The following is a 21,147-nucleotide window of genomic DNA, read 5'->3' as shown; positions in this document are numbered from 1 at the left end:
CTCCTAAACCTTATAAATATTGATGTCATCCTTTAAATGCTTGGCGATGTTGTCCAAACTCTGAATAAACGCCATCATTTCTTTTATTCCGCTGGAAAAAGTAGAGGTGGTGCGGTTTATTTCGTTCATGCTTTCCACAATTTGCTCAATACCTACCGTCTCCTGGCGAATTGCTACCTCAATGTGCTGGCTTGAAATCGAAGCTTCATTAATCATTTTACTTAACGTTTGAATGACTTGCCCCGCCTTCTCAATGAGCTTTGTTCCGGAATCCAAAGTTTTTGTTCCTTCTTCAGTAACAGTGACTGCTTTTTCAGTCGTGCGCCGAATGTCTTCAAGAATTTTTTGTACCTGTACGGTTGACTGTTCTGATTGTTCGGCAAGATTTCTTACTTCTGTAGCCACCGCGGCAAAACCTTTTCCGGCTTCCCCTGCTTTTGATGCTTCAATGGATGCATTTAAGGCTAACATTTTTGATTGTTGCGCCAGCGTATTTACGACCGAGGTAATGTCGCCAATTTGCTGGGTGTGATTACTTAAATCAAGAATGGTTTGTGCGATAAGCTTCATTTTTTCTTCGGAAGCTTTAATCCCATGAATGCTTTGTTCGACTGATTCGGTCCCGAGTTTTCCTTGCTCATAGGTATTTTTAGCCACTTCCCTCAATGCTTGTGCTTTGGCCATAGTTTGTTTCGAGCTCTTGTCTATTTCCTCCAATGAAGCACTGATTTCATTAATGGCGGAGGCTTGTGAGGTAATGCTTTCTGCTTGTTCGTTCGCAGACGAAAGTACAGTTCCAACCATATTGACGATGTCATTGCTCACGGTGGTAATTTTTTTCGTAATGGAAGCCAGGCCATCGGTCATGGCATTTAAATCTCTGCCTAAATCCTGCAGGATATCCTCTTTATCAATTTCAAGCCGTTCTCTGAGATCTCCTGCAGCAACTTTACTGCTATGGATGCTGAATTTTTTCGATGAATTCACTAATTTTTCAAATAAGTCACGAGATTCCTCTTCTTTGTTACGGAGAATTTCCTCATTTTTTTTAATCGCTTCCTGCATGGTTTTTAAAGATAAAAGCAATTTACCCAATTTGTCTGCAGAGGGGATTTGGATCTCGATATTGCGTTCCCCCGCAGCAATCCGTTCGGCGATATTAATGGCCTTATCTAATGGAATCGCCATAGCCCGCAGAGTAAGGAAAGGAACAACCATAGTTAGAAAAATGGCCAAGATTAGCAACCAAAATGCCGAGTGCTTTAGTGAGATTAAGTTCTTATTAATTGTTTCTGCGTTTTTTTCTATGTCTTTGGATAAAATCTTATAAATTCCGCCTACTCGTTTCTGGTTGTCTGGAGAATAGGTACCATCAATGAGATTAATCATTTGGTGGACAATATCTTTGGTTTTATATCGACTGTTTTCCACATTGTTTTGATTGTTTGGATCCCGATTGGAATCCATTATTGACATCTCTGCCTCATAAAGCGGCATATACAATTCCTGCAGCTTGTCCCATTGTTGCTGCAGATTTTTATCATCCAGCATATGCACCACCTTATCCCACTGATCGCGCACAGTATTGATTTCATTCCATAAGCGTTTAAAGCGAGGCTTATCCAATGGGTCTCCGGTCATTGCCCAATGTTCAAGAATGTCTTGCACCTGATAAATTTGGCTATCCAGTATCTGGGGTAAATTTTCTTCATGAATTTTTTGGGTCAGAATGACAATCGTGTTTACCTTGGGCAGTAAAAGCAAAATTAATATTAACAAAGGCAAACTAAGGGTCATGAAGCCAATAAATAAGCGGGCACGAACTGTAATGAAAAAACCTCGTTTATTCCCATTAGTTTCCATGAACATCTCCTGTCTTGTATAAACGCATTTTTATTTCTTTACTTACACTGGTTAGCAATGATTCCACATTAATGATTGCAGTGACCGCCTGATCTAATCCTAGAATATATTCCGGATTTGTAACATGGGCAGAGGATAGGGGAGCCGAGAGCTGATTCGGTAGATAAAGGGCGCTGCCTTCAATATGCTGAGCGAGTAACCCCAGGGTTATCGTATCGGACTTGACTACCATAATATATCCCTTATCCCGTTTTTCATCAGGGATTGCAGCCTGTGGATGAAAAAATTTAATCAGATCGACCACGGTAATTAATGCACCTCGCCAGTTGATAACTCCAGCAACAAAATTGGGCACTAACGGGGGGAGAACCATGGTGGGCTGATGCACAATTTCCTGAATGTACTGGTATGCAATTCCATAGTTTTCATTTTCGTCCAATTGGAAACGAACAAAAGGAATCCCATGATTGTCGCTGGTATTTAGTTCCTCTTTTGCAAGTACTTTTGCCCTTTCCTGGAGGATCTTGAGTGCTGCCTCGCTCTTAGGCATCAATGTTGAAGCATGCTTTTGTTCTTTAATCATCATTCAAAATCCTTTTTGGGTTCACCACTGTTATCCAGTGAGAAATAGATAGCACCATCATGATGAAAAACAAGATTGGTTCCGGCAGTCACAATTGGATCGGATGCACCGAGTAGAAGATAAGCGTTTGCAGACATACAAACACTCATTTTCCTCATAATCTTTGCTGCAAGCTCATTATCAAAATAAATTAGCACATTGCGGCATAAGATTAAATCAACTTCAAATATTCCATTAATTATAGAAGGATAGGTGTTGTCACATAAATTAAGGTATTTAAATTGGACCAGATTAGAAATCTCGGGGGAAAGGGTATAAGTACGATCTTTTTTTACAAAATAACGTTGCAAGTATTTTTCAGGGATCGCGCGCATCGACCATTGGCCATAAGTCGCTGCGGCTGCTTTTTGCAGGGCAGTAGTATTGATATCAGTGCCTAACAAACAGAGATCCCAAATATCAATATTGGGTATAAGTTCGGCAAGCAACATGGCAATGCTATAGATTTCTTCGCCTGAAGAACACCCGGCACTCCAAATTTTTAAGGTAAACTCTTTTGATTTTTTGTTTATCAAATCGGGCAAGAGTTTTTTTTGCAGTAATTCCATTTGGTTTTTGTCGCGAAAAAAATAACTTTCACCTACCGTAATTGCTGCGACCAGATCAGCGAGCAACGATGAATTACTGGAGCATTTTTTTAACTGTTCCAAATAATCCTGCGGTTGATAATTAAATTTATTGCATGCGGTAGCGATAGTTTTTAATAATTCCTGGGCTTGATTGACATGAATTACCAATCCATAACGATTATGGATTAATTCCATGAAAGAGGGCTCAAGTTTTTTTATTTCATTCAATATATTACCCATTTATATTACTCTTGGCTGTACTCGACGGGTTGTGCCAGATTAAGGGCAAAAACCCAATTAATGTCGAGCAATAGTGAAACCCCGGTTTCTAGAGTGACAGCCCCATAAAAAGGGGAATTACTGCTTGTAAATTCCTCATGAACTTCGATATGTTTTTCATCGACCGTGTTCAATCCCAATACTTTATCGACAATCAGACCTACCTGGTGTATTCCATTGGAACAAAGCAGAATGGGAATGTTTAAAGGATATATTTCCTCGCGGAGCAGCCCAGTACAAATTGCCAAATCAAGTACGGGGATGCATTTATTTTTAAGATTCATTAAACCTACAAAATAGACCGGGCAGGCGGGAACAGTTTCAAGCAAAGGCAAGGGAAGAATTTTCTCTAAATAGGCCAAATCCATACAGACTTGTACGTCTTGTAAAAGAAAGTGGAGAACTGTAAGGTTCTTTTGCGGCACTTTATATTCCTTAACCATTTTTATAAATCCCGCCATCATGGGGCAGATCATTGGGTGCAGTAGATGAAGCCTAAATTATCTTATCTATTTTATAGTTATAGACCGAATAAGATTGATGTACAAGACCTACTCGATGTGCTTTAAAAAGAATATCAACTTGCTTTGATCTTGGAGAGAAAATCAATGAATTTCAGGAGTTCCACAAGCGGAACCCCTGAAGTTACTCATAGAATAATCATTGGCTTTTTTCATGCGCGAAATAATTTAAATCCAGTTCTCGCGCCGCTTTTACATCATCAAGGCGTTTAACCGGGAGGGTATGAGGTGCATCCTTGAGCAAATCAGGGTTTGCAGCTGCTTCTTCCCTAATCTTTTTCATTACCTGTACGAAGTGATCCAGTTCTTCTTTGCTTTCGGTTTCTGTAGGTTCAATCAGCAGACATTCCGGAATGAGCAAGGGGAAGTAAGTAGTTGGAGCATGGACCCCATAATCCAATAACCGTTTGGCAAAATCCATGGCTGTAACCCCATACATTTTCTTTTCCGGACTTAAGGTTAGAATAAATTCATGGGAAGCCCGTCGACTTGGATATGCTGCAGTGAATCCTGCTTTAGTGAGCTCTTTTAGCAGATAGTTTGCATTCAGGGTTGCATATTCCGAAACGCGCAGTAACCCTTCTTTGCCGAGTATCCGCATGTAAAAATAAGCCCGCAATAAAATGCCTGCATTGCCCATAAAGCAAGACAGACGGCCAATGCTTTGTGGATAATCCTGGTGAGTTGCCCATTGAAATCCGGAATCGGTTTTTTTTACAACGGGCAAGGGCATGAAAGGCAGCAAGCGCTTGCCTACAGCAACTGGACCTGCCCCAGGACCGCCTCCGCCATGGGGCGTGGCGAATGTCTTATGCAAGTTGAGGTGCATGACATCAAAACCCATATCTCCAGGCCTTACCTTTCCCAAAATGGCATTGAGATTGGCGCCGTCATAATACAATAAACCACCTGCCTGATGCACCAGCGCGGCGATTTCTTTAATTTGGCGCATAAATAAGCCTAAAGTTGAAGGATTGGTAAGCATAATGCCGGCTGTTCTTGGTCCCAGTTTGCTTTTTAATTCCTCAAGATCAATATCGCCATCCGCGGCAGTTGCTATTTCAACAATCTTAAAACCGCACATCACTGCAGAAGCAGGATTTGTCCCGTGGGCCGCATCAGGTATGAGCATTTCATCCCGGGCTGTATCACCTCGGGATTGATGATAGGCTTTAATCATCGCCACGCCCGCGAACTCTCCTTGCGAGCCGGCCATGGGCGTTAGGGAAACCCCTGCCATGCCGGTGATCTCGGCAATATGTTCTTGCAAGTGAAACAAAGGTTCCAGGAAACCCTGGCTGTTCTCTTCAGTAGCCAAAGGATGGCGACTCAGGAAATTCGGCAGGGATGCCGCTTTATGCACGCCTCGAGGATTATATTTCATAGTGCATGATCCTAGAGGATAGAAATTGCTGTCGATTGAAAAATTTTTATGAGACAAACGCGTAAAATGCCTTACCACTTGTAATTCGGAACAGGCAGGCATTTGGGGCGGCGTTTTTCGCTGCAATTCAGCAGGAATGGCGTATTTGCTGGTTGATATTTTAGGCGCTTGCGCTGTTGCCTGACGGTCTTTTTTAGATAATTCAAAAATCAACATAATTTGCCTTCCATTTTTTGAATAAATTCTTTAAGTTCGGCGCGATGATTAACCGGGGTAAATTCGATAAATTGATACTCTGCTATCTCTGCCAGATAGTAAGGATCTTTTTTAAATATGGATTCGAGGTATTCCCGATCAGTGGTCGCTGCGATGATAATTCCGCCAGTACGGGGTTTCATCGGACCTGAGACCAGCAGTAATCCTTGCTTATAATAATAATCAAGGAATTCTCGATGCGCCTGCAGGTACTTATCTACCTCGCTTAGGGGAACTAAATACGTTAGCTGAATTACAAACATGAGTCACCTCGTTGAGACATGATGGATTTCAACGTTTTGGCATAAAAGGCAATTTCCTCTTCAGTGCGCATTTCTGTGGCACAAATTAAAAGGGTATTTGCCAATTGCGGGTAATGGATTTCTGGGGTATAACCGCCAGTGATCCCTGCATCAGCCAATTGTTTTAATACCTGTCCTACAGGCTTATCGAGCTTAAGCAAAGCTTCATGGAAGAATGGTGCATTAAAAACCTGCTCTACCCCTTCAATCTGTGTTAAAGCGTCTACCAGCTCATGGGTATTATGGTGACACTGGCTAGCAACCTGGCGTAATCCTTCTGCACCCAAGAGACTCATATGGATGGTAGCTGCTGTAACCAACAAACCCTGATTAGTACAGATATTGGAAGTTGCCTTGGCGCGCCGTATATGTTGTTCACGTGCTTGTAAGGTTAAGGTAAACCCTCTTTTCCCATCTTTATCAACAGTACACCCAATTAACCGTCCGGGCATTTGGCGTACATGCGCCATACGGGTGCTTAAAAAACCAAAATACGGACCGCCTGATGCCATCGGTGCACCTAAAGGCTGACCTTCACCACAGGCAATGTCTACTCCATGTTTTCCCCATGCTCCCGGTGGTTTTAATAAAGCAAGGGATACAGGATTGACGCAAGCGACACTGATTGTTTTATTTTGCTGCGCCCAGTCACTGAGTTCATCGACTTTTTCCAGGCAGCCAAAGAAATTAGGCTGCGGAATAACCAGGGCCGTAATATCTTCCCCTGTATATTGTTCCAGGGCGGACAGAGAAGTAATGCCTTGCTTCGCATCAAAAGGCAAAGTAATGACTTCAATGTGTTGGTTACGCAAAATGGTTTCAATGGTTTCACGGTAAAGAGGGTGGATGGTCCCCATGATTAATACGCGATTTGTTTTACTGTGTTTATTAACACGTACGGCCATTAAAATGGCTTCAGCAAGTGCGGTTGCACCATCATACATTGAGGCGTTGGATACTTCCATGCCTGTTAATTCGCAAATCATGGTTTGGTATTCATATAACAATTGCAGCGTACCCTGGCTGGCTTCTGCCTGGTAAGGGGTATAGGCAGTTAAGAATTCACCACGAGAGGCAATATCCCACACTACTGCAGGAATATGGTGCTCATAGCATCCGGCGCCCATAAAACAGATTCCATTGCGGTTTTTATTTGCCAGCTTGTGTGCTTCTTTTAACATATCCATTTCATTGATGCCCGCGGGCATTTTTTGAAATCCTGTATATTGCAAAGACATTGGAATTTCATCAAATAAGGTTTGCGTATCTTGAACTCCAATGGCGTCAAGCATGGCCTTGCTGTCTTCAGGAGTGTGTGGGATATAAGGCATGATTAATGCTCCTCAGCAATCTCGTTTTGATATTGATCAGCAGATAATAAATTATTCATTTCTTCAGGATGACTGGGTTTTAGTTTAACAAGCCAACCCGCAGCATAGGGATCGGAATTCACAAGAGCCGGATTTTCCGCAACCAATTCATTGACGGCAGTTACCACCCCGCTCACTGGAGCATAAAAATCAGAAGCAGCTTTTACTGACTCTACAACACCTAATTCTTCACCGGCACTCACTTCATCACCTATTTCCGGCAATTCGACAAAGACCATGTCACCTAATAAATTCTGTGCATGATCGGTAATGCCTACAGTTACTTCGTTTTGTTCTTCTCGCAGCCATTCATGGGTATTTGTGAATTTTAATTCATTCATTATATTATCCTTATTTAATTATAGAATCTGGGTGAAGCAAAGGGGAGCAAGAATCGATGTCTTTGACGTTTAGTTGCTTTTCCTTGCCCCCCGACTTGCACCTTTTAATCGTTAACCTGATTATGGAAGTTTTAAACTGCTTTTCCTCCTTTGACAAAGCGGGGTTTACCTACTTTTGCCGGGATTAATTTACCGCGAATATCCACCATGACTTCCTCACCTGTTTGCATGGGAACTCTTGCCAAAGCGATGGATTTTTCCAAGGTGGGTGAGTAACTTCCACTGGTAATAATTCCATCAGGACAACCTGGAATTACAACGCGTTGCCCATGACGCATAATTCCTTTTTCCAACAGGGTAAGTCCTACCATCTTGCGTTGGATACCTATTTGTTTTTGGGAAAACAAAGCCCCCATTCCAATAAAATCACGTTCAGCGGGTTCCCACTTAATGGTCCAGCCAAGGCCTGATTCCAAAGGACTGGTAGTAGTATCCATATCCTGGCCGTAAAGGAGCATACCCGCTTCCAGACGGAGGGTATCTCGAGCACCCAATCCACAGGGATGAACGCCTACCTGCATTAAATCATTCCATAATTGCACTACCGACTCTTGAGGAACTATGATTTCAAAACCATCTTCACCTGTATATCCCGTGCGGGCAAAAAAGCTTTGTTCCACATCCACGCATTCAAAGCTTGTCAGGGTAGAGACGGCGTCAATTTGCGCAGGATTTAGGATTTTCATTGTTTTTTCTATGGCTTTAGGTCCTTGAACGGCGATCATGGCTAATTCTCTACGTTCCTGAAGCCCCACGGAGAAGCCTTCGCTTTTTTTACGAATCCAGGCCAAATCATTTTGTCGGGTTGCTGAATTTAAGACCACTCTGTAATTGTCGGAGGCACGTTGATAAACAATAAGATCGTCAATAATTCCCCCATGTTCATTGCACATGCAACTGTAAAGCGCTTTTCCATTATGTTCCAGCTGATCCACATCATTGGTTAAAAGCTTGCGTAAAAATTGGCGGCCGCCAGCACCGAGAATGTCTACAATGGTCATATGCGACACATCAAACATGCCTGCATCTTTGCGGACAAAGTGATGTTCATTAATCTGAGAACCATAATGTAGTGGCATTTCCCAGCCATGAAAGTCGACCATTTTGGCGCCACAGGCTAAATGTGTGGCATGAAGAGAGGTTTTAGCAATCATTGTACGTCCTTTTTCAATTACCTTGATGTGGGTGATTATACCTATTGCGATATATACTGTATATTGCATACTGCATATTTCTTAGGACTACTTGAATGACTCAGCTAAATGGTGGGCGTTGGTTGCTGGATTTAGGATGGCTGCTCTTTCTGTTGATGCTCTTCTGGCATTTTTGGCGTGACAGGAGAACTTTGGTGCATGCGCAGTCATGGTTAAAAGTAAAAGGGCATATTACTTCCTGTGAATTGACAAAAGTAGGTCATAGTGTGTGGCCCAAAATCGAATATACTTATCAAGTTAACGAAGAAGAGATGACTGGGGAATATTTATTTTTAGATACCGCCCATAATAACCCTAATAGTAAATATTCCCGTGGCATTGCTTATAAAGCGGCAATTGCGTTTCAAGAAAATGAGGAAATTGATGTTTATTATAATCCCCTCCACCCAGAACAATCGGCGCTGGATGTAACGCTGCCAACCAAATTAAATATTATTTTGATTTTGATTGGCATATTAATTGGTATACACCTTGGCCTTATTGCTTGGCGTTATTGGGGGTAGACGTACTCGCGGGCGTGGCGGTTGGGGAAGGTGTAGCAGCTGGCGGTGCCTCATTCTCTTCTTCAACAATACATTTGCAAGAGGGTTTGGTCACCACAGACTGCAGGTTGGTCATAGTATAACCGCGTACACCTTGGCCTGAAGGGGCAACCATAAAATTAATGGTCACTTTTAAATTTTGCCGTTGCTGATACTGCGGGTTCTGATATACCACCAACAACCCCATCTTTGCTTTCCAATGGGTGGCGTCAACCTTCGTGATTACGGGAGGTTCGGTTGCTACCGCACTCACTCTGTAGAGGTTTTTTTGCACTGCCTCGGGTAATTTGGAAGCATTTAAAGCATTACTGTAGGTAATCCATCCATCGGCCGTAAAATATTTGGCTATTTTCTTTTGATCTTCAAGGTAATTTTGATAGCTGTAAGTATAGGTAGCCACAATGGCTTCGTTGACCCACACAGACAATTGGGCGTCTTCAGATTGTGCATAGCTTAGCTGGAAAAAGATTGATAAGAGGAAAAAGGCAAATTTTCTATTCATAAACAAGTCCTGTTTGCAATAAAGTAGGTTCCAGTGTAATCCAATAGAGGAGTGATCTCCTACAGCGTTTTTAATTTAATTCTCCACTCAGCAGGCGGCATTCACACTTAGACTGCATGGATGAGGGGATCTGCTCCACTCACTAGTGTAACCCAGGAAATGTCTATAAAAAAATCCCCGGCGTGGCCGGGGCAAAATTGAATGTTTAGATAATTGATCTAAACATTGCCCCGCTTAAGAGGGGGTAAAGCGGAGCTAAGCATTCGGGGGAAATGCTCACTATGTTAGACACGTAAATTATCAAAAAGTTCAATATTTAGACAGAAATTATTATTTAAAGAGAAAAATAATAAAGTAGATAGATTAATTAATTGAATAATAATGTTTTTTTAAATTTCTTTTAAGTATTGACCCCCAACTGTTTTAGGTTGAATGGTTCCCTTTTTTATTTTTTATCAAATTGGATAGGTTTATTATATGGAAAAAGCATCTCTAATGCTGCTTTAATCTATCGATTATGCCTGCTTTGTGGTATTTTATTATCCTTTACGGGCTAATGCACCCGCATCTTTAAAATTAAGTCCCTGCCCTGGGGCAGTATAAGGCTTAATTATTGTGAGTTTCAGAACTTTTTTTCAATTTAATATACTGCATGGCAAGTTGCAGAATGTATTCTGCTGTCGACAAGATTATTAAGGGGGCATGGTGCGGGAAAGTCGATTCTACTTTGCTAATCCTGATAGATTTGGCCGATATATAAATCGTTGGGATTTGTTGCTCCTTATCCTTATTTTCTCCATTCTATTTTTTTTAGGATGGGCCGGTTCGCAAATGGCTACTCCTTATCAATTAGGGCAACAGATACCTATTTCGCTGGATCCTGAAAATCTCCCCTTTTATGCATTACGTACCGTGCTGCGTATGTTTATTGCCTTGTTTTTTTCAATCATTTTTACCTTTACTGTGGGACTTTGGGCAGCCAAAAACCGGCGTGCCGAGCAAATTATTATCCCTGCTATTGATATTTTGCAATCTATTCCGGTTCTTAGTTTTTTATCCATTACAGTGACTGGGTTTATCCGCCTGTTTCCCAACAGTCTGCTGGGGCCCGAGTGTGCCTCCATATTCGCTATTTTTTGTGCCCAGGTGTGGAATATGACCTTTGGTTTTTATCAATCATTAAAAACCTTGCCTCATGACCTGCAAGAAGTTGCTTCCATGTTTCGCTTGTCGGCCTGGCAGCGTTTCTGGAAACTGGAAGTCCCTTTCTCGATGTCGAGTTTGTTATGGAATATGATGGTTTCCATGTCTGCAAGCTGGTTCTTTGTGGTTTTATCTGAAGCAATTTCGGTAGCGCATCAAGACATCAGATTACCCGGGGTTGGCTCTTATATCGCCTTAGCTATTCAACAGCGGGATGTACATGCTGTGGGTTATGCCATCCTTACCATGGTTATTGTTATTTTTTTATATGATCAGATATTTTTCCGACCTTTAATTGCCTGGTCTGAAAAATTTAAAACCGAGCCTTCCCATGATGAAGCGGAGTATCAATCCTGGCTTGTGGATTGGATTCGTGGTAGCCGGTTAATGAAACAATTTGCTGAAGTGATCAATATTTTCACGGATCATTTTGTCAATGCACAATGGCTTAGGCTCAATGAGGCTAAAGCAATTAAAGAAGTCGATTTAAAAAAGCAGAAACGTCTGGATCGCTTTTGGAGCATCCTGGTTTTTATCAGCGTGTGTTCCGGGGGCTGGTTTCTTTTACGCTTTATCCTTGCTGAACTAAAAGTCAGTGATATTTTACATGTTTTTTTGCTTGGGGCAGCTACAGGTACACGGGTCCTTTGTCTGATTTTCCTGAGTTCCCTACTTTGGATTCCGGTGGGGGTGTGGATAGGTTTAAGACCAAGGATTGCCCAAAAAATACAACCTGTTATTCAATTTGTTGCAGCGTTCCCGGCGAATTTATTCTATCCTTTATTTGTGATTGCTATTGTAGCGTACCATTTAAACGTAGAAATTTGGGTAACCCCGCTCATGATTCTTGGAACCCAATGGTATATTTTATTTAATGTAATCGCTGGGGCATCTTCTATTCCACGTGAGCTTTATCTTGCGGCAGATAATTTCGGTCTGAAAGGATGGCTTTGGTGGAAAAGATTGGCTTTGCCGGGGATTTTCCCTTTTTATATTACGGGAGCCATTACCGCAGCAGGTGGTGCATGGAACGCCAGCATTGTGGCAGAGTTTGTGAGTTGGGGAAATACTACCCTTAGAGCCACCGGCTTGGGTGAATACATTCAAGCCAGTACCGCAACAGGAGATTTTCCGAAGATTGCTTTAGGTACTGCAATGATGTGCTTGTATGTGCTTACTTTTAATCATTTAATTTGGCGTCCGCTCTATCGGCTGGCGGAAGAACGTTTTAACATTAATTAAAAATTGTCTATGTCTGAAACCATTATTGCTATAGAAGGCTTGCGCAAGTCGTTTAAAAAAGCGGCGGAACAGAATTTGCTTGTGCTTGAAGATGTCAATTTTAAGCTGCAAGAAGGTGAAATTGTCGCCTTATTAGGCAAATCCGGTTCGGGGAAGTCGACCTTATTGCGGATTATTGCCGGTCTTATAGCACCCACCAGTGGAACAGTGACCTACCGGGGTAAACCGGTTACTCGCCCTGTTGATGGTATTGCCATGGTTTTTCAGTCTTTTGCGTTAATGCCGTGGCTGACCGTACTGGAAAACGTGGAACTGGGGCTTGAGGCCCAAGGGGTGGGCCGCGAAGAACGCCGGCATCGTGCCATTGAAGCAATTGATATTATCGGTCTTGATGGTTTTGAGTCCGCCTTCCCCAAAGAACTTTCTGGCGGGATGCGTCAACGGGTTGGTTTTGCCCGCGCCCTGGTTATTAACCCTGATGTTTTATTAATGGATGAGCCTTTCTCTGCACTTGATGTACTTACCGCCGAAAACCTCAAATCGGATTTATTGGAGTTATGGAAGGAAAAGAAAACGAATACCAATGGAATTTTATTAGTAACCCACAATATCGAAGAAGCAGCCACATTAGCCGATAGAATTGTAATTTTTGGTAATGATCCCGGATATATTCGTGCAGAATTACCGGTAACCTTACCGCAACCACGGGATCCGGAGTCCCCCGAATTCAGGGCTTTGGTTGATAAAATTTATACGTTAATGACTACAGGTCCCAAAGAAAAAGCAAAACGGGCACAAAGGGAGCGGCAAATTGGTTTAGGGTATCGGTTGCCGGATGTAGAGCCTTCTGAACTCACCGGATTGATTGAAACCATGACTTCGTTTGAAGAACGTATTGATTTGCCTGAGCTTGCTGACGAATTAATGATGAATATTGATGACCTGTTCCCAATACTTGAAACGTTGGAAATATTGGGTTTTGCTAAAGTTTCCGCGGGGGACATTCAATTAAGTGATTTGGGAAAGCAATTTGCCGAGGCTGATCTCCAGGAACGTAAGAAATTATTTGCGCAAAGATTACTGGAAAAAGTACCGCTTGCCCGTCACATCCGACGAATTTTAGATGAAAAAGTGGGGCATAGAGTTTCTGAAGAGCGGTTTTTAAGTAAACTTGAAGATTATTTAAGTGAAAAAGAGGCAGATCGGGTATTACGCACGATGATTGACTGGGGCCGTTATGCCGAGATATTTGCTTACGATTTTAATACAGGAATTCTAAGTTTGGAAAATCCGGGTAAGGGGTTATAAGCAGAATTTTCCTACTCGCCTAGTCGATTTTATTGTGGTAAATAGTTCCAATACACCACTTAAATAAAAACTGATTGTTCGTTATTATTTGTTCAGCTGGCCTATGGATAGAGCAGGGAAAATAGCATGGAACATAAAAATGAATATGATGAGCACTTCAAAATAATCCTTCTCGGTGACAATGCTGTTGGAAAATCATGTTTGATGCATACCTTTTGTGATAGTGGTTTCTATCTCTTTGATGGATATATGGACACTATGGGCGTGGATCAAAAAATACAAAAGATTAATGCCTTTAATAAATGCATCCAGTTACGCATTTGGGATGCCTCGGGGGCTCCAAAATTACAAAAAATCGTAGCATCCTATTTGCGAACGGTAGACGGCGCTCTGATTTGTTTTGATCTAACCCGAGAAGACTCTTTGCACCATGCAAGAGAGTATGTTGCCCAACTAAGAGCTGTTAAAAAAAATGTAGCGATGATACTCATAGGATGTAAAGCTGATTTGGAGCAACGGCGAGCGATTTCTGTCGGACAAGCAAAGGCAATCGCAAATGAAATGGGAATCGATTATTTGGAAGTTTCCTCCCTCAAAAAAGAAAATACGGACCTGCCTTTTATCCGAATCCTTACAAAAATTTATATTTTAAACCAACTCACCAAGATTAAACCGACGTTAGAGGAACACTTTAACAATTACTTGAAATTGACCCGCTTCAAGAAACATGCACACTTTTTCAGTGAACAAGCACTGTCTGCACACAGGGAAGATGTACTCAGGGAAGAGTATCGCCTGCTTTTTGAAAAGTTATTTGATTGCCAAAGCGTTGAAGAGTTGGCTGAGTTTTTTAGAAAAATAGGGGAGCTCATTGAGCGGGCGGATGAACTTTATAGACAAGATAACCCTTTTTTAAACCATTTTATCTCCAGCCCGCTGTCAAAAGTGCTAAAGCATACATTGGATGCTTTAACCCATAGATTTGCAGGTATGAAGGGTTTACCAATTGCCAAAGAAATGCTAATTCAGAAAAATAACAGTATTACTATAATATAGGTTCCCATTACAAGTATGAGTAAGTTGGGCGATAAACTCAAGTCTTACCAGGTTGGCTGGCAACCTGGTTTTCTTTGTTTTCAGGAAAGCTTCTGTTGCGGATTAACTCCTGGAGGCTTGGATACCAGGTTTATTGTCCAGGTTATGAAATTCGCGCAAGTTGTCATAAATAATTTTAAGCCTGCCATTGGTCAGTTCTTTTGCAAACGGAGTCAGGTCAGTATTACCATCTTCAATAAATCGCTTTAACGCCGATGCTGCTGCAAGTTTTTTATCAGCGGGACTGCCGAACTTTAAAGAAAAAAGACCAAAAATATTGTAAGACCGCAAGTACAATGCCTGCTCGTCTTTATTTTTTCCACTATTTCTTTGGACTCGTTCTGCAGTTTCTTTGATGTAAATATCCAAGGCATTTTCGGTGAGAATTTTATATAACGCATCCCTCCCCGGCAAAGGGTAGTTTTTTTGGGTTAAATTACACCTGATGAAATCAGTCTTCTTTCCCGGTATATGACCCTTTTCTACTAAAACAGGGAGTGCATCAAATTTAAAGTTAAATTCTTTAAAATTTATTTTAGAAATATAGTTCTTTAGTAATGCATCAGTTATTTCAGGTTTATTTAACGCAATTGCCTGGTGGATGGCTTTTGAGAGATGAGAGGGTTGTGCCTCTTCAAGTAAGGGTTGTATGAAGTCTAAAGTATCGGTGTAAACAACCACCTCTTCTAAAAGCTTGCACATGTCGTCCTTGCGAAGATGATCTTTTGCCTGATTCAGCAGTAACTCAAACATTTTTGAATCGTTATTCAATATTGCCGAGCTCAATGCTTGAAAACCCAGATGCGAACGTAGGTGGCCATCAGCACCTTTATTCAAGAGAAGTTTTGCCATAGCATGGTCTTGATTTCTTATCGCAATAAACAAAGGGGTCGGATCGGATGGAAGAATCGATTTTACCTCAGCCCCATAATTTGTGCCTAAATGTTCAACAAGAGAGGAGTTTCCCTTTCGAACTGCAGCCTTAAGAGCAAGACAGATATGTTCCCTTCTCTTAGCTCTATCTACTGGGTTATTGCTTTGCAATAATAAATCAAGCCAGTCATTTTTTTGTTCACTTATTGCGAATTCAACAGCAAGATCCAAAATAGTTGTATCGCCAGCGCGTGCCCTCTCGATGCTGGCTCCATGAGCCATTAGTAATCGGGCTATTGCAAAATGTTTATTGTTAAACGCATGAAATAAAGGCGATCCTTCAGGGCCTCCAGTATTAATATAGCGAAGCATTCTTTCATCTTTCAGAAGCTCTTGCATCACCTTGTCATTACCTTCTTTCGCCGCTATCAGCAAGGGAGTCAAGGCTTGGTGTGATGAAGAATCCCGGAAAACAAGCTTAGGGCGAGGGCGATGGTTCAATAATATTTTGACTACCTCAACATGGCCATTTTTTGCTGCAGCATACAAGGGGGACTCATTCAATTTTGGATTTGATCTGTGAGGGCGCCCCGTATCTATGTCTGCACCGGCAGTCAGTAATTCCTCAACACGGTCTCGAGCCCCCTCCTTGGCTGCTGTGAATAAGGGATTTTTTTTGCTTTTAAAGGGTAGAATTTGAGTTTTCGCTTTCATAGAAATCTAATATTTTTTGCACAATTAGGCATATATTAGTCTATTTATCTTAACAAAATATTAAAATTACCCATTACTGAAGAGTGCCAGGCATTACTTTGAAAATGAATTAACAATTCAGGGATTTGCCGCCAAGCCTAAAACTTGCTTAAATCATGATGAGGAAAGGCGCTGACTACCGCCCATCGGACGGTAGTCAAGGTTGAGGAAATTTCATTGAGAAGGGCGGAAGTGCAGCCCTTTGAGAAAAAATTTATCCTTTGCGGGTGAGGTAATTCAATATCTCCAATAAACGCTGCGGACTTCCTGCCATTTGTAAATCCGTTTTATATTTATTGTTAACTACAAAAGCGGGAACGGCATTGATTTGGTAAGTGCCCATAAGACTCATTCCATTTTGGACCCGCATATCAATAGAAGGTGAATTTTCAAAAGCACTTGTTGCAATTTCTTTATCGACGCCTTGGGTAATGAAGAAATTTATCATTGCTTGTTTTGAATCCAGCGGTTTTCTTTCTTCCTGTATGGCTTTAAAAAGCAGGGGATTCATTTTATCAGAAAGAGCCAGTGTTTTCGCAGTATAATAAGCTTTCGCATAGAGCTCCCAGGAGGGCTTGAATACCACCGGGACGCGTTCGAACTGAATGTTATTCCCCATTTTACTAACCCATTCATCCAGAGGGGCTTCTATTTTGTAACACCATGGGCAGCCATAACTGAAAAACTCTTCGATGATGGGGGTTTTGCTTTTATTATTTGCTGCTTGAGGATTTGAAACAATTTGAAAATCCTTACCTTCAACAAATGAGGCAGCCAGAGCCATCGCGGGTAAAAGAAATAATAGAGCGATTAATTTTTTTAACATAATTTTATTTCCTAGTGTAAACCTTCAATGTAATGTGCAACTGCTTCCATATCATCCTGATTCATTCTACTGCTAATATCTTGCATGATATGGTTTAAATCATTTTTTCGCTTTCCGTCTTTAAATGCATTTAATTGCAATACGGTATAAGCAGCATGCTGACCCGAAAGTACAGGGAATCCTGCTTGGGCATTACCTGTTCCTTTAGGACCATGGCAGGCGATGCATGCCGTAATCCTTTTGCTAAAATCCCCGCCGCGATAAATTTGTTCACCTCGTTTTAGGAATTTTTCGGGGGTGCTGCCCTGAGCAAGAGGCATTTTAGCATAATATGCTGCCAAGTCATCCATATCCTGCTCGTTTAGCATGGCTACAAGGGCGGTCATGGTGGGGACATTCCGTTCAGAGCTGTCTTTTATGTCTTTAAGCTGTTTGATAAAATATTTCGGGTGTTGCCCTGCTATATTAGGCCATTCAGGATTTGTACTATTGCCTTGCGGACCATGACAACCTGTACAAACTACTGCTTTATTTGCTACCGATGCAGTGTTTTCCTGGGCGCAGAGAGTAAGTGGTGCCCAGAGAATGAAAGTGAGTACAAATTTTTTCATCGATTTCCCATAATAAATTCTTGAACTAATGGTACACTGCCTTGGTTGAAATCCCAAAATATTAAATTTTATGCGAGAAAACCCCTATTCTAAAGCTGTATTCCTAAAGAGTGCTGCCCGTGTATCCCAATTGCCTGATGATTCAGGGTACGAAGTCGCTTTTGCCGGCCGCTCGAATGCAGGCAAGTCAAGTGCGTTAAATTGTTTAACGGGCATTAAAAATTTGGCAAGAACCAGTAAAACCCCAGGGCGTACCCAATTGATCAATTTATTTGAAATTGCTCAAGAGCGGCGGTTAGTGGATTTACCAGGTTATGGCTATGCTAAAGTTGCCTTGCAAGTAAAAATGGATTGGCAAAAAAATTTGGCCCACTATCTGGAAGTAAGACAAAGCTTAAAAGGATTGATCCTGCTTATGGATATTCGCCATCCGTTAAAAGATTTGGATTTGATGATGGTGGATTGGGCTTTGGAGCGCGAACTTCCCGTGCATATCTTGCTGACCAAAGCAGATAAATTGAGCCGAAGCGATGTCAAGAATACGGTGGCAAAAGTTCGCAAATATTATGATCTAGCGTCCCATTTGATTACGGTACAATCCTTTTCTTCTTTGAAAAAGGAAGGGGTAAAGGAATTGATTGGATTGTTAAATACCTGGTTTGATTTGACGCCAAGCGATACCTGCAACGAGAATTTATAACGTGCAGGGATTAGATTTTTGAAGGGAGTTTTACCAGTTTGCAAAATGAGTGCTTTTAATTAAGTGAAAATTTAAAAAATCCTCACAAGGTGTGCTTATGCGTCTTAAAAATATTTTTTTTGCTGCTCCGAAAAAACATCTTCTCTCTCCGCGAGAGTGGTTTAGCCGCCAATTAGTCAATAGCGGTTTAAAAGACAAATTTGCACCTGAAATGCTGGAAGAAACTCAATCCTCAGTCAAAGTTTTTTTTAATGAAAAATATTTTGACGATGTGTCCGAAGTCTCAGAATCTTTAGTAAAAGTGCCGGCAATTAATGTCGAAGGGGATCGGGAAGTCTATAAGCAAAATGGAGAGCAGGTTGCAAATGGAGCCCAGGTTTTTTCACAAATTCCCGAGGGCCATCCCGAGTTTCTATCACCTGCCAAAAGGTTAACAGGCGCGAAGAAAATAATTGCCTCTCATAGTATTATTCTTGGATGTGGCGGTTATCCTCATAACAATCCACTGATTTTATACAAACAGCCTTTCAAAGCGGCCATTTTTTCTTTGGCAGGGGCAACGTTTGAAAACAGCTACCTCCATAGCAAATTGTTTATGCTGGATGCTAAAAATCCTGAAATTAATGCCAATGCATTTAGCCACTTGTATAAAAATATTCCTACCACCTTTGTTGATGCTAAAAAAGAGCTAGGGGGTTTTGATTTAAATGCTTGCATGAGCCGCATTCGTTTAGGACTATCCCTTCTGGGCCGTACCTCATCAGGTTTTTATTATCCTACATTTGGCCACTCGAATGCCGTTATTTTTTTAACTCAGGCTTATTTTCGTCATCAGCTGGAAGATATTTCATTGCTTCTTTCAGCGATAAATGAAACAGCCAAGGAAGCCCAGAAACCTGCTTTTCTCAAAGCAACCGCTGTAGGTATGGGATTTTTTGCGAAAATAGATGGGGCCTATAGCATACAGCATCTCCTTTTCCCTTATTATCTCCGTGCTTACAAACAATTAATAGCGCAAAACTCTTATCCCTGGATAGCAAAAATTGAATTTCCTGTTTTTGATGAAATGCAACGAAACCAGTTTGACGGCATTTTCCATTCGAAAGAAAGTCCTATTGAGATTTCAAGAAGCTCCCGTGATGTATTAAATGTTACTGAAGAGGAGCGGGAAAATTATTTCATGTGTATGGTGAATCCGTCTGATGCCTTTGCCTATGCAGGCAATGAATGGGGATATGGGAGTGTGGAGGCAATGATTGGTCTTAACAGCTCCATGCGTCTGGATCAAGTCTTTCACGCAAATCCCAGGCTTTTGGACCCGCGTCATTATATCGGGATTAGCATTGCTGAGGATTACCGTAGTGAGCTCAGGATAGAAAAAACAGTATCTTCTTTTAATTTGCGCTGATTTAAATCAGGTAACACAGTCACCGTCAGCTATTTACCCTGGTGAATTCCTCCGCGTTGTCGCTTGTTTTCCCTAGATGAAAATAAAGTTGTACGCTTTTTTCTGCTATGAGGACTGTTCCTAACTAATTTTCTTATTCGCCAATCATTTCTAGGGAATGAATGATATTTCAAGAGCCAAATCGTCCATATTTTGCGCTGCTCAAAAAATTAACATACACTATAATAAAGTTCCTATTGGGAGAGCAAATTATGTTTTTGAAAAGAGCAATTCCTGGTCCCAAACCCAGGGGGGGGAGCCAATATTAGAAGTTTATGGACAGGCCTGGAACAAAACCCAGAATTTTATTGCCATGCGAAGCAAGAAAAAATTGTTATTAATACCCACTTTTTTAACACAAGTACATTGCGGGGACACTCTTTAGTTTCAAACAAAAGTTTTAGTATATTTGGTTTTTTAATGAATGCTTATCCCCAGGGTTTTCTATACAGAGGTATGAACCGCAAAGAAGAGCGAGATTATATAAATCAACAAGTTCATGGCTTGGCAGGAAGTAAACCTTTAATTGCCTACGTGGGAGGGACTAAAGAAATCGATTTAGAGAAAACACGAGAAATTGCCAAAGCGCATCGGGCAGGTAATGTTAGCGGCATATCTACGTCTAAAAAATTAGGTATCGGAATTTCTTTTGCGAATTATCTACCACAAACTCACGCTGTATATTTAGTGGATAAAAGGAACATTCCGGAAAGTCAGCAAGTTCATCAGGATTATTCGGATGAACTGGATTTTACGGATGCTTCAGGAGAAAACCAGAATTACACCCATGAGAGAGAATTGACAGTCAGTGGTGTGCATGCGTCTGCCATTCCAATGCGTCTTACTCGCGATGGATTAACATTTAATGTCGAATGCAATCCCTTCTATGTTGACCGGCTCCGCTTGTCTGAGGGTTTAAATCAGGAGTATGAGGTTTTGTTAGAGAGTTTCTACGAAGTGATTTATGATGTGAGAAGAAATCAGCATGATTATAGTGTAATTCAGGAACCCGACATGGAAAAGTTAAAAAAATTTAAAGAGCAGGAAGAAGCATTCTATGCAAAATGGATGATAGAAATGGATGTGGATCCCCAACATCGAAAAGCAATTACAGAGAGGTTAAGCGGTACCCTTTCTATTGAAGAACTCACTGAAGGAGAGATTAAGCATAATCCCACAAAAATATGATAGTATAGTAAATAGCCGCTTTACCATCCTGGAACAATTCCATCTGCAAAGCGGCT

General features: G+C 41.4%; 20 protein-coding genes. 7 read left to right on the top strand and 13 right to left on the bottom strand.

Annotation, left to right across the window (positions count from 1 at the left end; all coding sequences use genetic code 11):
- Positions 1 to 3 precede the first annotated feature (3 nt).
- The 9 genes from KYQ_RS16290 to gcvT all read right to left on the bottom strand — a co-directional run bounded on the left by KYQ_RS16290 (position 4) and on the right by gcvT (position 8,741).
- Positions 4 to 1,863: a methyl-accepting chemotaxis protein gene (locus KYQ_RS16290; RefSeq protein ID WP_010655196.1), complete on the bottom strand. Its 1,860-nt coding sequence runs from the start codon at positions 1,861 to 1,863 to the stop codon at positions 4 to 6.
- Positions 1,853 to 2,449: a chemotaxis protein CheW gene (locus KYQ_RS16285; RefSeq protein ID WP_019350321.1), complete on the bottom strand. Its 597-nt coding sequence runs from the start codon at positions 2,447 to 2,449 to the stop codon at positions 1,853 to 1,855. The genes KYQ_RS16290 and KYQ_RS16285 overlap by 11 nt, the downstream gene beginning before the upstream one ends.
- A complete protein-coding gene (locus KYQ_RS16280; protein ID WP_010655194.1) occupies positions 2,446 to 3,315 on the bottom strand; it encodes a CheR family methyltransferase in 870 nt (289 codons plus the stop codon). The genes KYQ_RS16285 and KYQ_RS16280 overlap by 4 nt, the downstream gene beginning before the upstream one ends.
- Positions 3,316 to 3,320: 5 nt before the next feature.
- Positions 3,321 to 3,779, bottom strand: a complete 459-nt coding sequence (locus KYQ_RS16275; protein WP_231294579.1) for a CheW domain-containing protein — start codon at positions 3,777 to 3,779, stop codon at positions 3,321 to 3,323.
- Positions 3,780 to 4,014: 235 nt separating this feature from the next.
- Positions 4,015 to 5,475 (bottom strand): aminomethyl-transferring glycine dehydrogenase subunit GcvPB, encoded by a 1,461-nt coding sequence (gene gcvPB, locus KYQ_RS16270; RefSeq protein ID WP_010655192.1) that lies wholly within the window; start codon positions 5,473 to 5,475, stop codon positions 4,015 to 4,017.
- Positions 5,469 to 5,777 (bottom strand): YciI family protein, encoded by a 309-nt coding sequence (locus tag KYQ_RS16265; protein ID WP_010655191.1) that lies wholly within the window; start codon positions 5,775 to 5,777, stop codon positions 5,469 to 5,471. The genes gcvPB and KYQ_RS16265 overlap by 7 nt, the downstream gene beginning before the upstream one ends.
- Complete coding sequence (gene gcvPA / locus KYQ_RS16260; RefSeq protein WP_010655190.1) at positions 5,768 to 7,147, bottom strand: aminomethyl-transferring glycine dehydrogenase subunit GcvPA; 1,380 nt, start codon at positions 7,145 to 7,147, stop codon at positions 5,768 to 5,770. Before gcvPA ends, KYQ_RS16265 begins: the two co-directional genes overlap by 10 nt.
- Before the next feature lie 2 nt (positions 7,148 to 7,149).
- Positions 7,150 to 7,527 (bottom strand): glycine cleavage system protein GcvH, encoded by a 378-nt coding sequence (gene gcvH, locus KYQ_RS16255; RefSeq protein WP_010655189.1) that lies wholly within the window; start codon positions 7,525 to 7,527, stop codon positions 7,150 to 7,152.
- A gap of 131 nt (positions 7,528 to 7,658) precedes the next feature.
- Positions 7,659 to 8,741 carry a glycine cleavage system aminomethyltransferase GcvT gene (gene gcvT, locus KYQ_RS16250; protein ID WP_010655188.1) on the bottom strand — a complete coding sequence of 361 codons (1,083 nt, stop codon included), beginning with the start codon at positions 8,739 to 8,741 and terminating at the stop codon, positions 7,659 to 7,661.
- A gap of 95 nt (positions 8,742 to 8,836) precedes the next feature.
- Between gcvT and KYQ_RS16245 the strand changes: the two genes are divergently transcribed.
- Complete coding sequence (locus KYQ_RS16245) at positions 8,837 to 9,304, top strand: DUF3592 domain-containing protein (RefSeq protein ID WP_010655187.1); 468 nt, start codon at positions 8,837 to 8,839, stop codon at positions 9,302 to 9,304.
- Here KYQ_RS16245 and KYQ_RS16240 read toward each other — a convergent pair.
- Positions 9,279 to 9,845 carry a DotI/IcmL family type IV secretion protein gene (locus tag KYQ_RS16240; RefSeq protein WP_010655186.1) on the bottom strand — a complete coding sequence of 189 codons (567 nt, stop codon included), beginning with the start codon at positions 9,843 to 9,845 and terminating at the stop codon, positions 9,279 to 9,281. The two genes, KYQ_RS16245 and KYQ_RS16240, sit on opposite strands and share 26 nt — an antisense overlap.
- A 705-nt stretch (positions 9,846 to 10,550) precedes the next feature.
- On the opposite strand from KYQ_RS16240, the gene KYQ_RS16235 reads away from it, so the two are divergent.
- From KYQ_RS16235 to KYQ_RS16225, 3 genes are all read left to right on the top strand, one after another.
- On the top strand, positions 10,551 to 12,290 hold the full coding sequence (locus tag KYQ_RS16235) for an ABC transporter permease (RefSeq protein WP_115264617.1): 1,740 nt from the start codon (positions 10,551 to 10,553) through the stop codon (positions 12,288 to 12,290).
- A gap of 9 nt (positions 12,291 to 12,299) precedes the next feature.
- The gene (locus KYQ_RS16230) at positions 12,300 to 13,598 is read left to right on the top strand and encodes an ABC transporter ATP-binding protein (protein WP_010655184.1); all 1,299 of its coding nucleotides are present in this window, start codon (positions 12,300 to 12,302) and stop codon (positions 13,596 to 13,598) included.
- Between the two features lie 126 nt (positions 13,599 to 13,724).
- Positions 13,725 to 14,654 (top strand): Rab family GTPase, encoded by a 930-nt coding sequence (locus tag KYQ_RS16225; RefSeq protein ID WP_010655183.1) that lies wholly within the window; start codon positions 13,725 to 13,727, stop codon positions 14,652 to 14,654.
- A 102-nt stretch (positions 14,655 to 14,756) separates the two neighbouring features.
- Here KYQ_RS16225 and KYQ_RS16220 read toward each other — a convergent pair whose 3' ends face one another.
- The 3 genes from KYQ_RS16220 to KYQ_RS16210 form a co-directional block, all read right to left on the bottom strand.
- The gene (locus tag KYQ_RS16220; RefSeq protein ID WP_010655182.1) at positions 14,757 to 16,280 is read right to left on the bottom strand and encodes an ankyrin repeat domain-containing protein; all 1,524 of its coding nucleotides are present in this window, start codon (positions 16,278 to 16,280) and stop codon (positions 14,757 to 14,759) included.
- 253 nt (positions 16,281 to 16,533) lie between these two features.
- Complete coding sequence (locus KYQ_RS16215; protein ID WP_010655181.1) at positions 16,534 to 17,145, bottom strand: thiol:disulfide interchange protein DsbA/DsbL; 612 nt, start codon at positions 17,143 to 17,145, stop codon at positions 16,534 to 16,536.
- An 11-nt stretch (positions 17,146 to 17,156) separates the two neighbouring features.
- On the bottom strand, positions 17,157 to 17,756 hold the full coding sequence (locus tag KYQ_RS16210) for a c-type cytochrome (protein WP_010655180.1): 600 nt from the start codon (positions 17,754 to 17,756) through the stop codon (positions 17,157 to 17,159).
- A gap of 70 nt (positions 17,757 to 17,826) precedes the next feature.
- Between KYQ_RS16210 and yihA the strand changes: the two genes are divergently transcribed.
- The 3 genes from yihA (at position 17,827) to KYQ_RS16190 (ending at position 21,091) form a co-directional block, all read left to right on the top strand.
- Positions 17,827 to 18,456, top strand: coding sequence for a ribosome biogenesis GTP-binding protein YihA/YsxC (gene yihA, locus KYQ_RS16205; RefSeq protein WP_010655179.1), 630 nt, complete (start codon positions 17,827 to 17,829; stop codon positions 18,454 to 18,456).
- A 97-nt stretch (positions 18,457 to 18,553) separates the two neighbouring features.
- Positions 18,554 to 19,864, top strand: a complete 1,311-nt coding sequence (locus tag KYQ_RS16200; protein ID WP_010655178.1) for a hypothetical protein — start codon at positions 18,554 to 18,556, stop codon at positions 19,862 to 19,864.
- Between the two features lie 459 nt (positions 19,865 to 20,323).
- Positions 20,324 to 21,091 carry a hypothetical protein gene (locus KYQ_RS16190; protein ID WP_010655176.1) on the top strand — a complete coding sequence of 256 codons (768 nt, stop codon included), beginning with the start codon at positions 20,324 to 20,326 and terminating at the stop codon, positions 21,089 to 21,091.
- The last annotated feature ends 56 nt before the right edge of the window (positions 21,092 to 21,147 follow it).

The sequence above is a fragment of the Fluoribacter dumoffii NY 23 genome (genome assembly GCF_000236165.1).
Taxonomy (GTDB): Bacteria; Pseudomonadota; Gammaproteobacteria; order Legionellales; family Legionellaceae; genus Legionella; species Legionella dumoffii.
Note: the sequence above shows the minus strand (reverse complement) of the source record. Positions and strands in the feature narration are given on the sequence as shown.

Excerpts from the sequence above, each read along its gene's own strand:
- KYQ_RS16220 (WP_010655182.1), bottom strand. The coding sequence starts at position 16,280 with ATGAAAGCGAAAACTCAAATTCTACCCTTTAAAAGCAAAAAAAATCCC.
- KYQ_RS16210 (WP_010655180.1), bottom strand. The coding sequence starts at position 17,756 with ATGAAAAAATTTGTACTCACTTTCATTCTCTGGGCACCACTTACTCTC.
- KYQ_RS16290 (WP_010655196.1), bottom strand. The coding sequence starts at position 1,863 with ATGGAAACTAATGGGAATAAACGAGGTTTTTTCATTACAGTTCGTGCC.
- yihA (WP_010655179.1), top strand. The coding sequence starts at position 17,827 with ATGCGAGAAAACCCCTATTCTAAAGCTGTATTCCTAAAGAGTGCTGCC.
- KYQ_RS16265 (WP_010655191.1), bottom strand. The coding sequence starts at position 5,777 with ATGTTTGTAATTCAGCTAACGTATTTAGTTCCCCTAAGCGAGGTAGAT.
- KYQ_RS16230 (WP_010655184.1), top strand. The coding sequence starts at position 12,300 with ATGTCTGAAACCATTATTGCTATAGAAGGCTTGCGCAAGTCGTTTAAA.
- KYQ_RS16245 (WP_010655187.1), top strand. The coding sequence starts at position 8,837 with ATGACTCAGCTAAATGGTGGGCGTTGGTTGCTGGATTTAGGATGGCTG.
- KYQ_RS16225 (WP_010655183.1), top strand. The coding sequence starts at position 13,725 with ATGGAACATAAAAATGAATATGATGAGCACTTCAAAATAATCCTTCTC.
- KYQ_RS16190 (WP_010655176.1), top strand. The coding sequence starts at position 20,324 with ATGAATGCTTATCCCCAGGGTTTTCTATACAGAGGTATGAACCGCAAA.
- gcvT (WP_010655188.1), bottom strand. The coding sequence starts at position 8,741 with ATGATTGCTAAAACCTCTCTTCATGCCACACATTTAGCCTGTGGCGCC.
- KYQ_RS16240 (WP_010655186.1), bottom strand. The coding sequence starts at position 9,845 with ATGAATAGAAAATTTGCCTTTTTCCTCTTATCAATCTTTTTCCAGCTA.
- gcvH (WP_010655189.1), bottom strand. The coding sequence starts at position 7,527 with ATGAATGAATTAAAATTCACAAATACCCATGAATGGCTGCGAGAAGAA.
- KYQ_RS16280 (WP_010655194.1), bottom strand. The coding sequence starts at position 3,315 with ATGGGTAATATATTGAATGAAATAAAAAAACTTGAGCCCTCTTTCATG.
- gcvPA (WP_010655190.1), bottom strand. The coding sequence starts at position 7,147 with ATGCCTTATATCCCACACACTCCTGAAGACAGCAAGGCCATGCTTGAC.
- KYQ_RS16200 (WP_010655178.1), top strand. The coding sequence starts at position 18,554 with ATGCGTCTTAAAAATATTTTTTTTGCTGCTCCGAAAAAACATCTTCTC.
- KYQ_RS16215 (WP_010655181.1), bottom strand. The coding sequence starts at position 17,145 with ATGTTAAAAAAATTAATCGCTCTATTATTTCTTTTACCCGCGATGGCT.
- KYQ_RS16285 (WP_019350321.1), bottom strand. The coding sequence starts at position 2,449 with ATGATGATTAAAGAACAAAAGCATGCTTCAACATTGATGCCTAAGAGC.
- gcvPB (WP_010655192.1), bottom strand. The coding sequence starts at position 5,475 with ATGTTGATTTTTGAATTATCTAAAAAAGACCGTCAGGCAACAGCGCAA.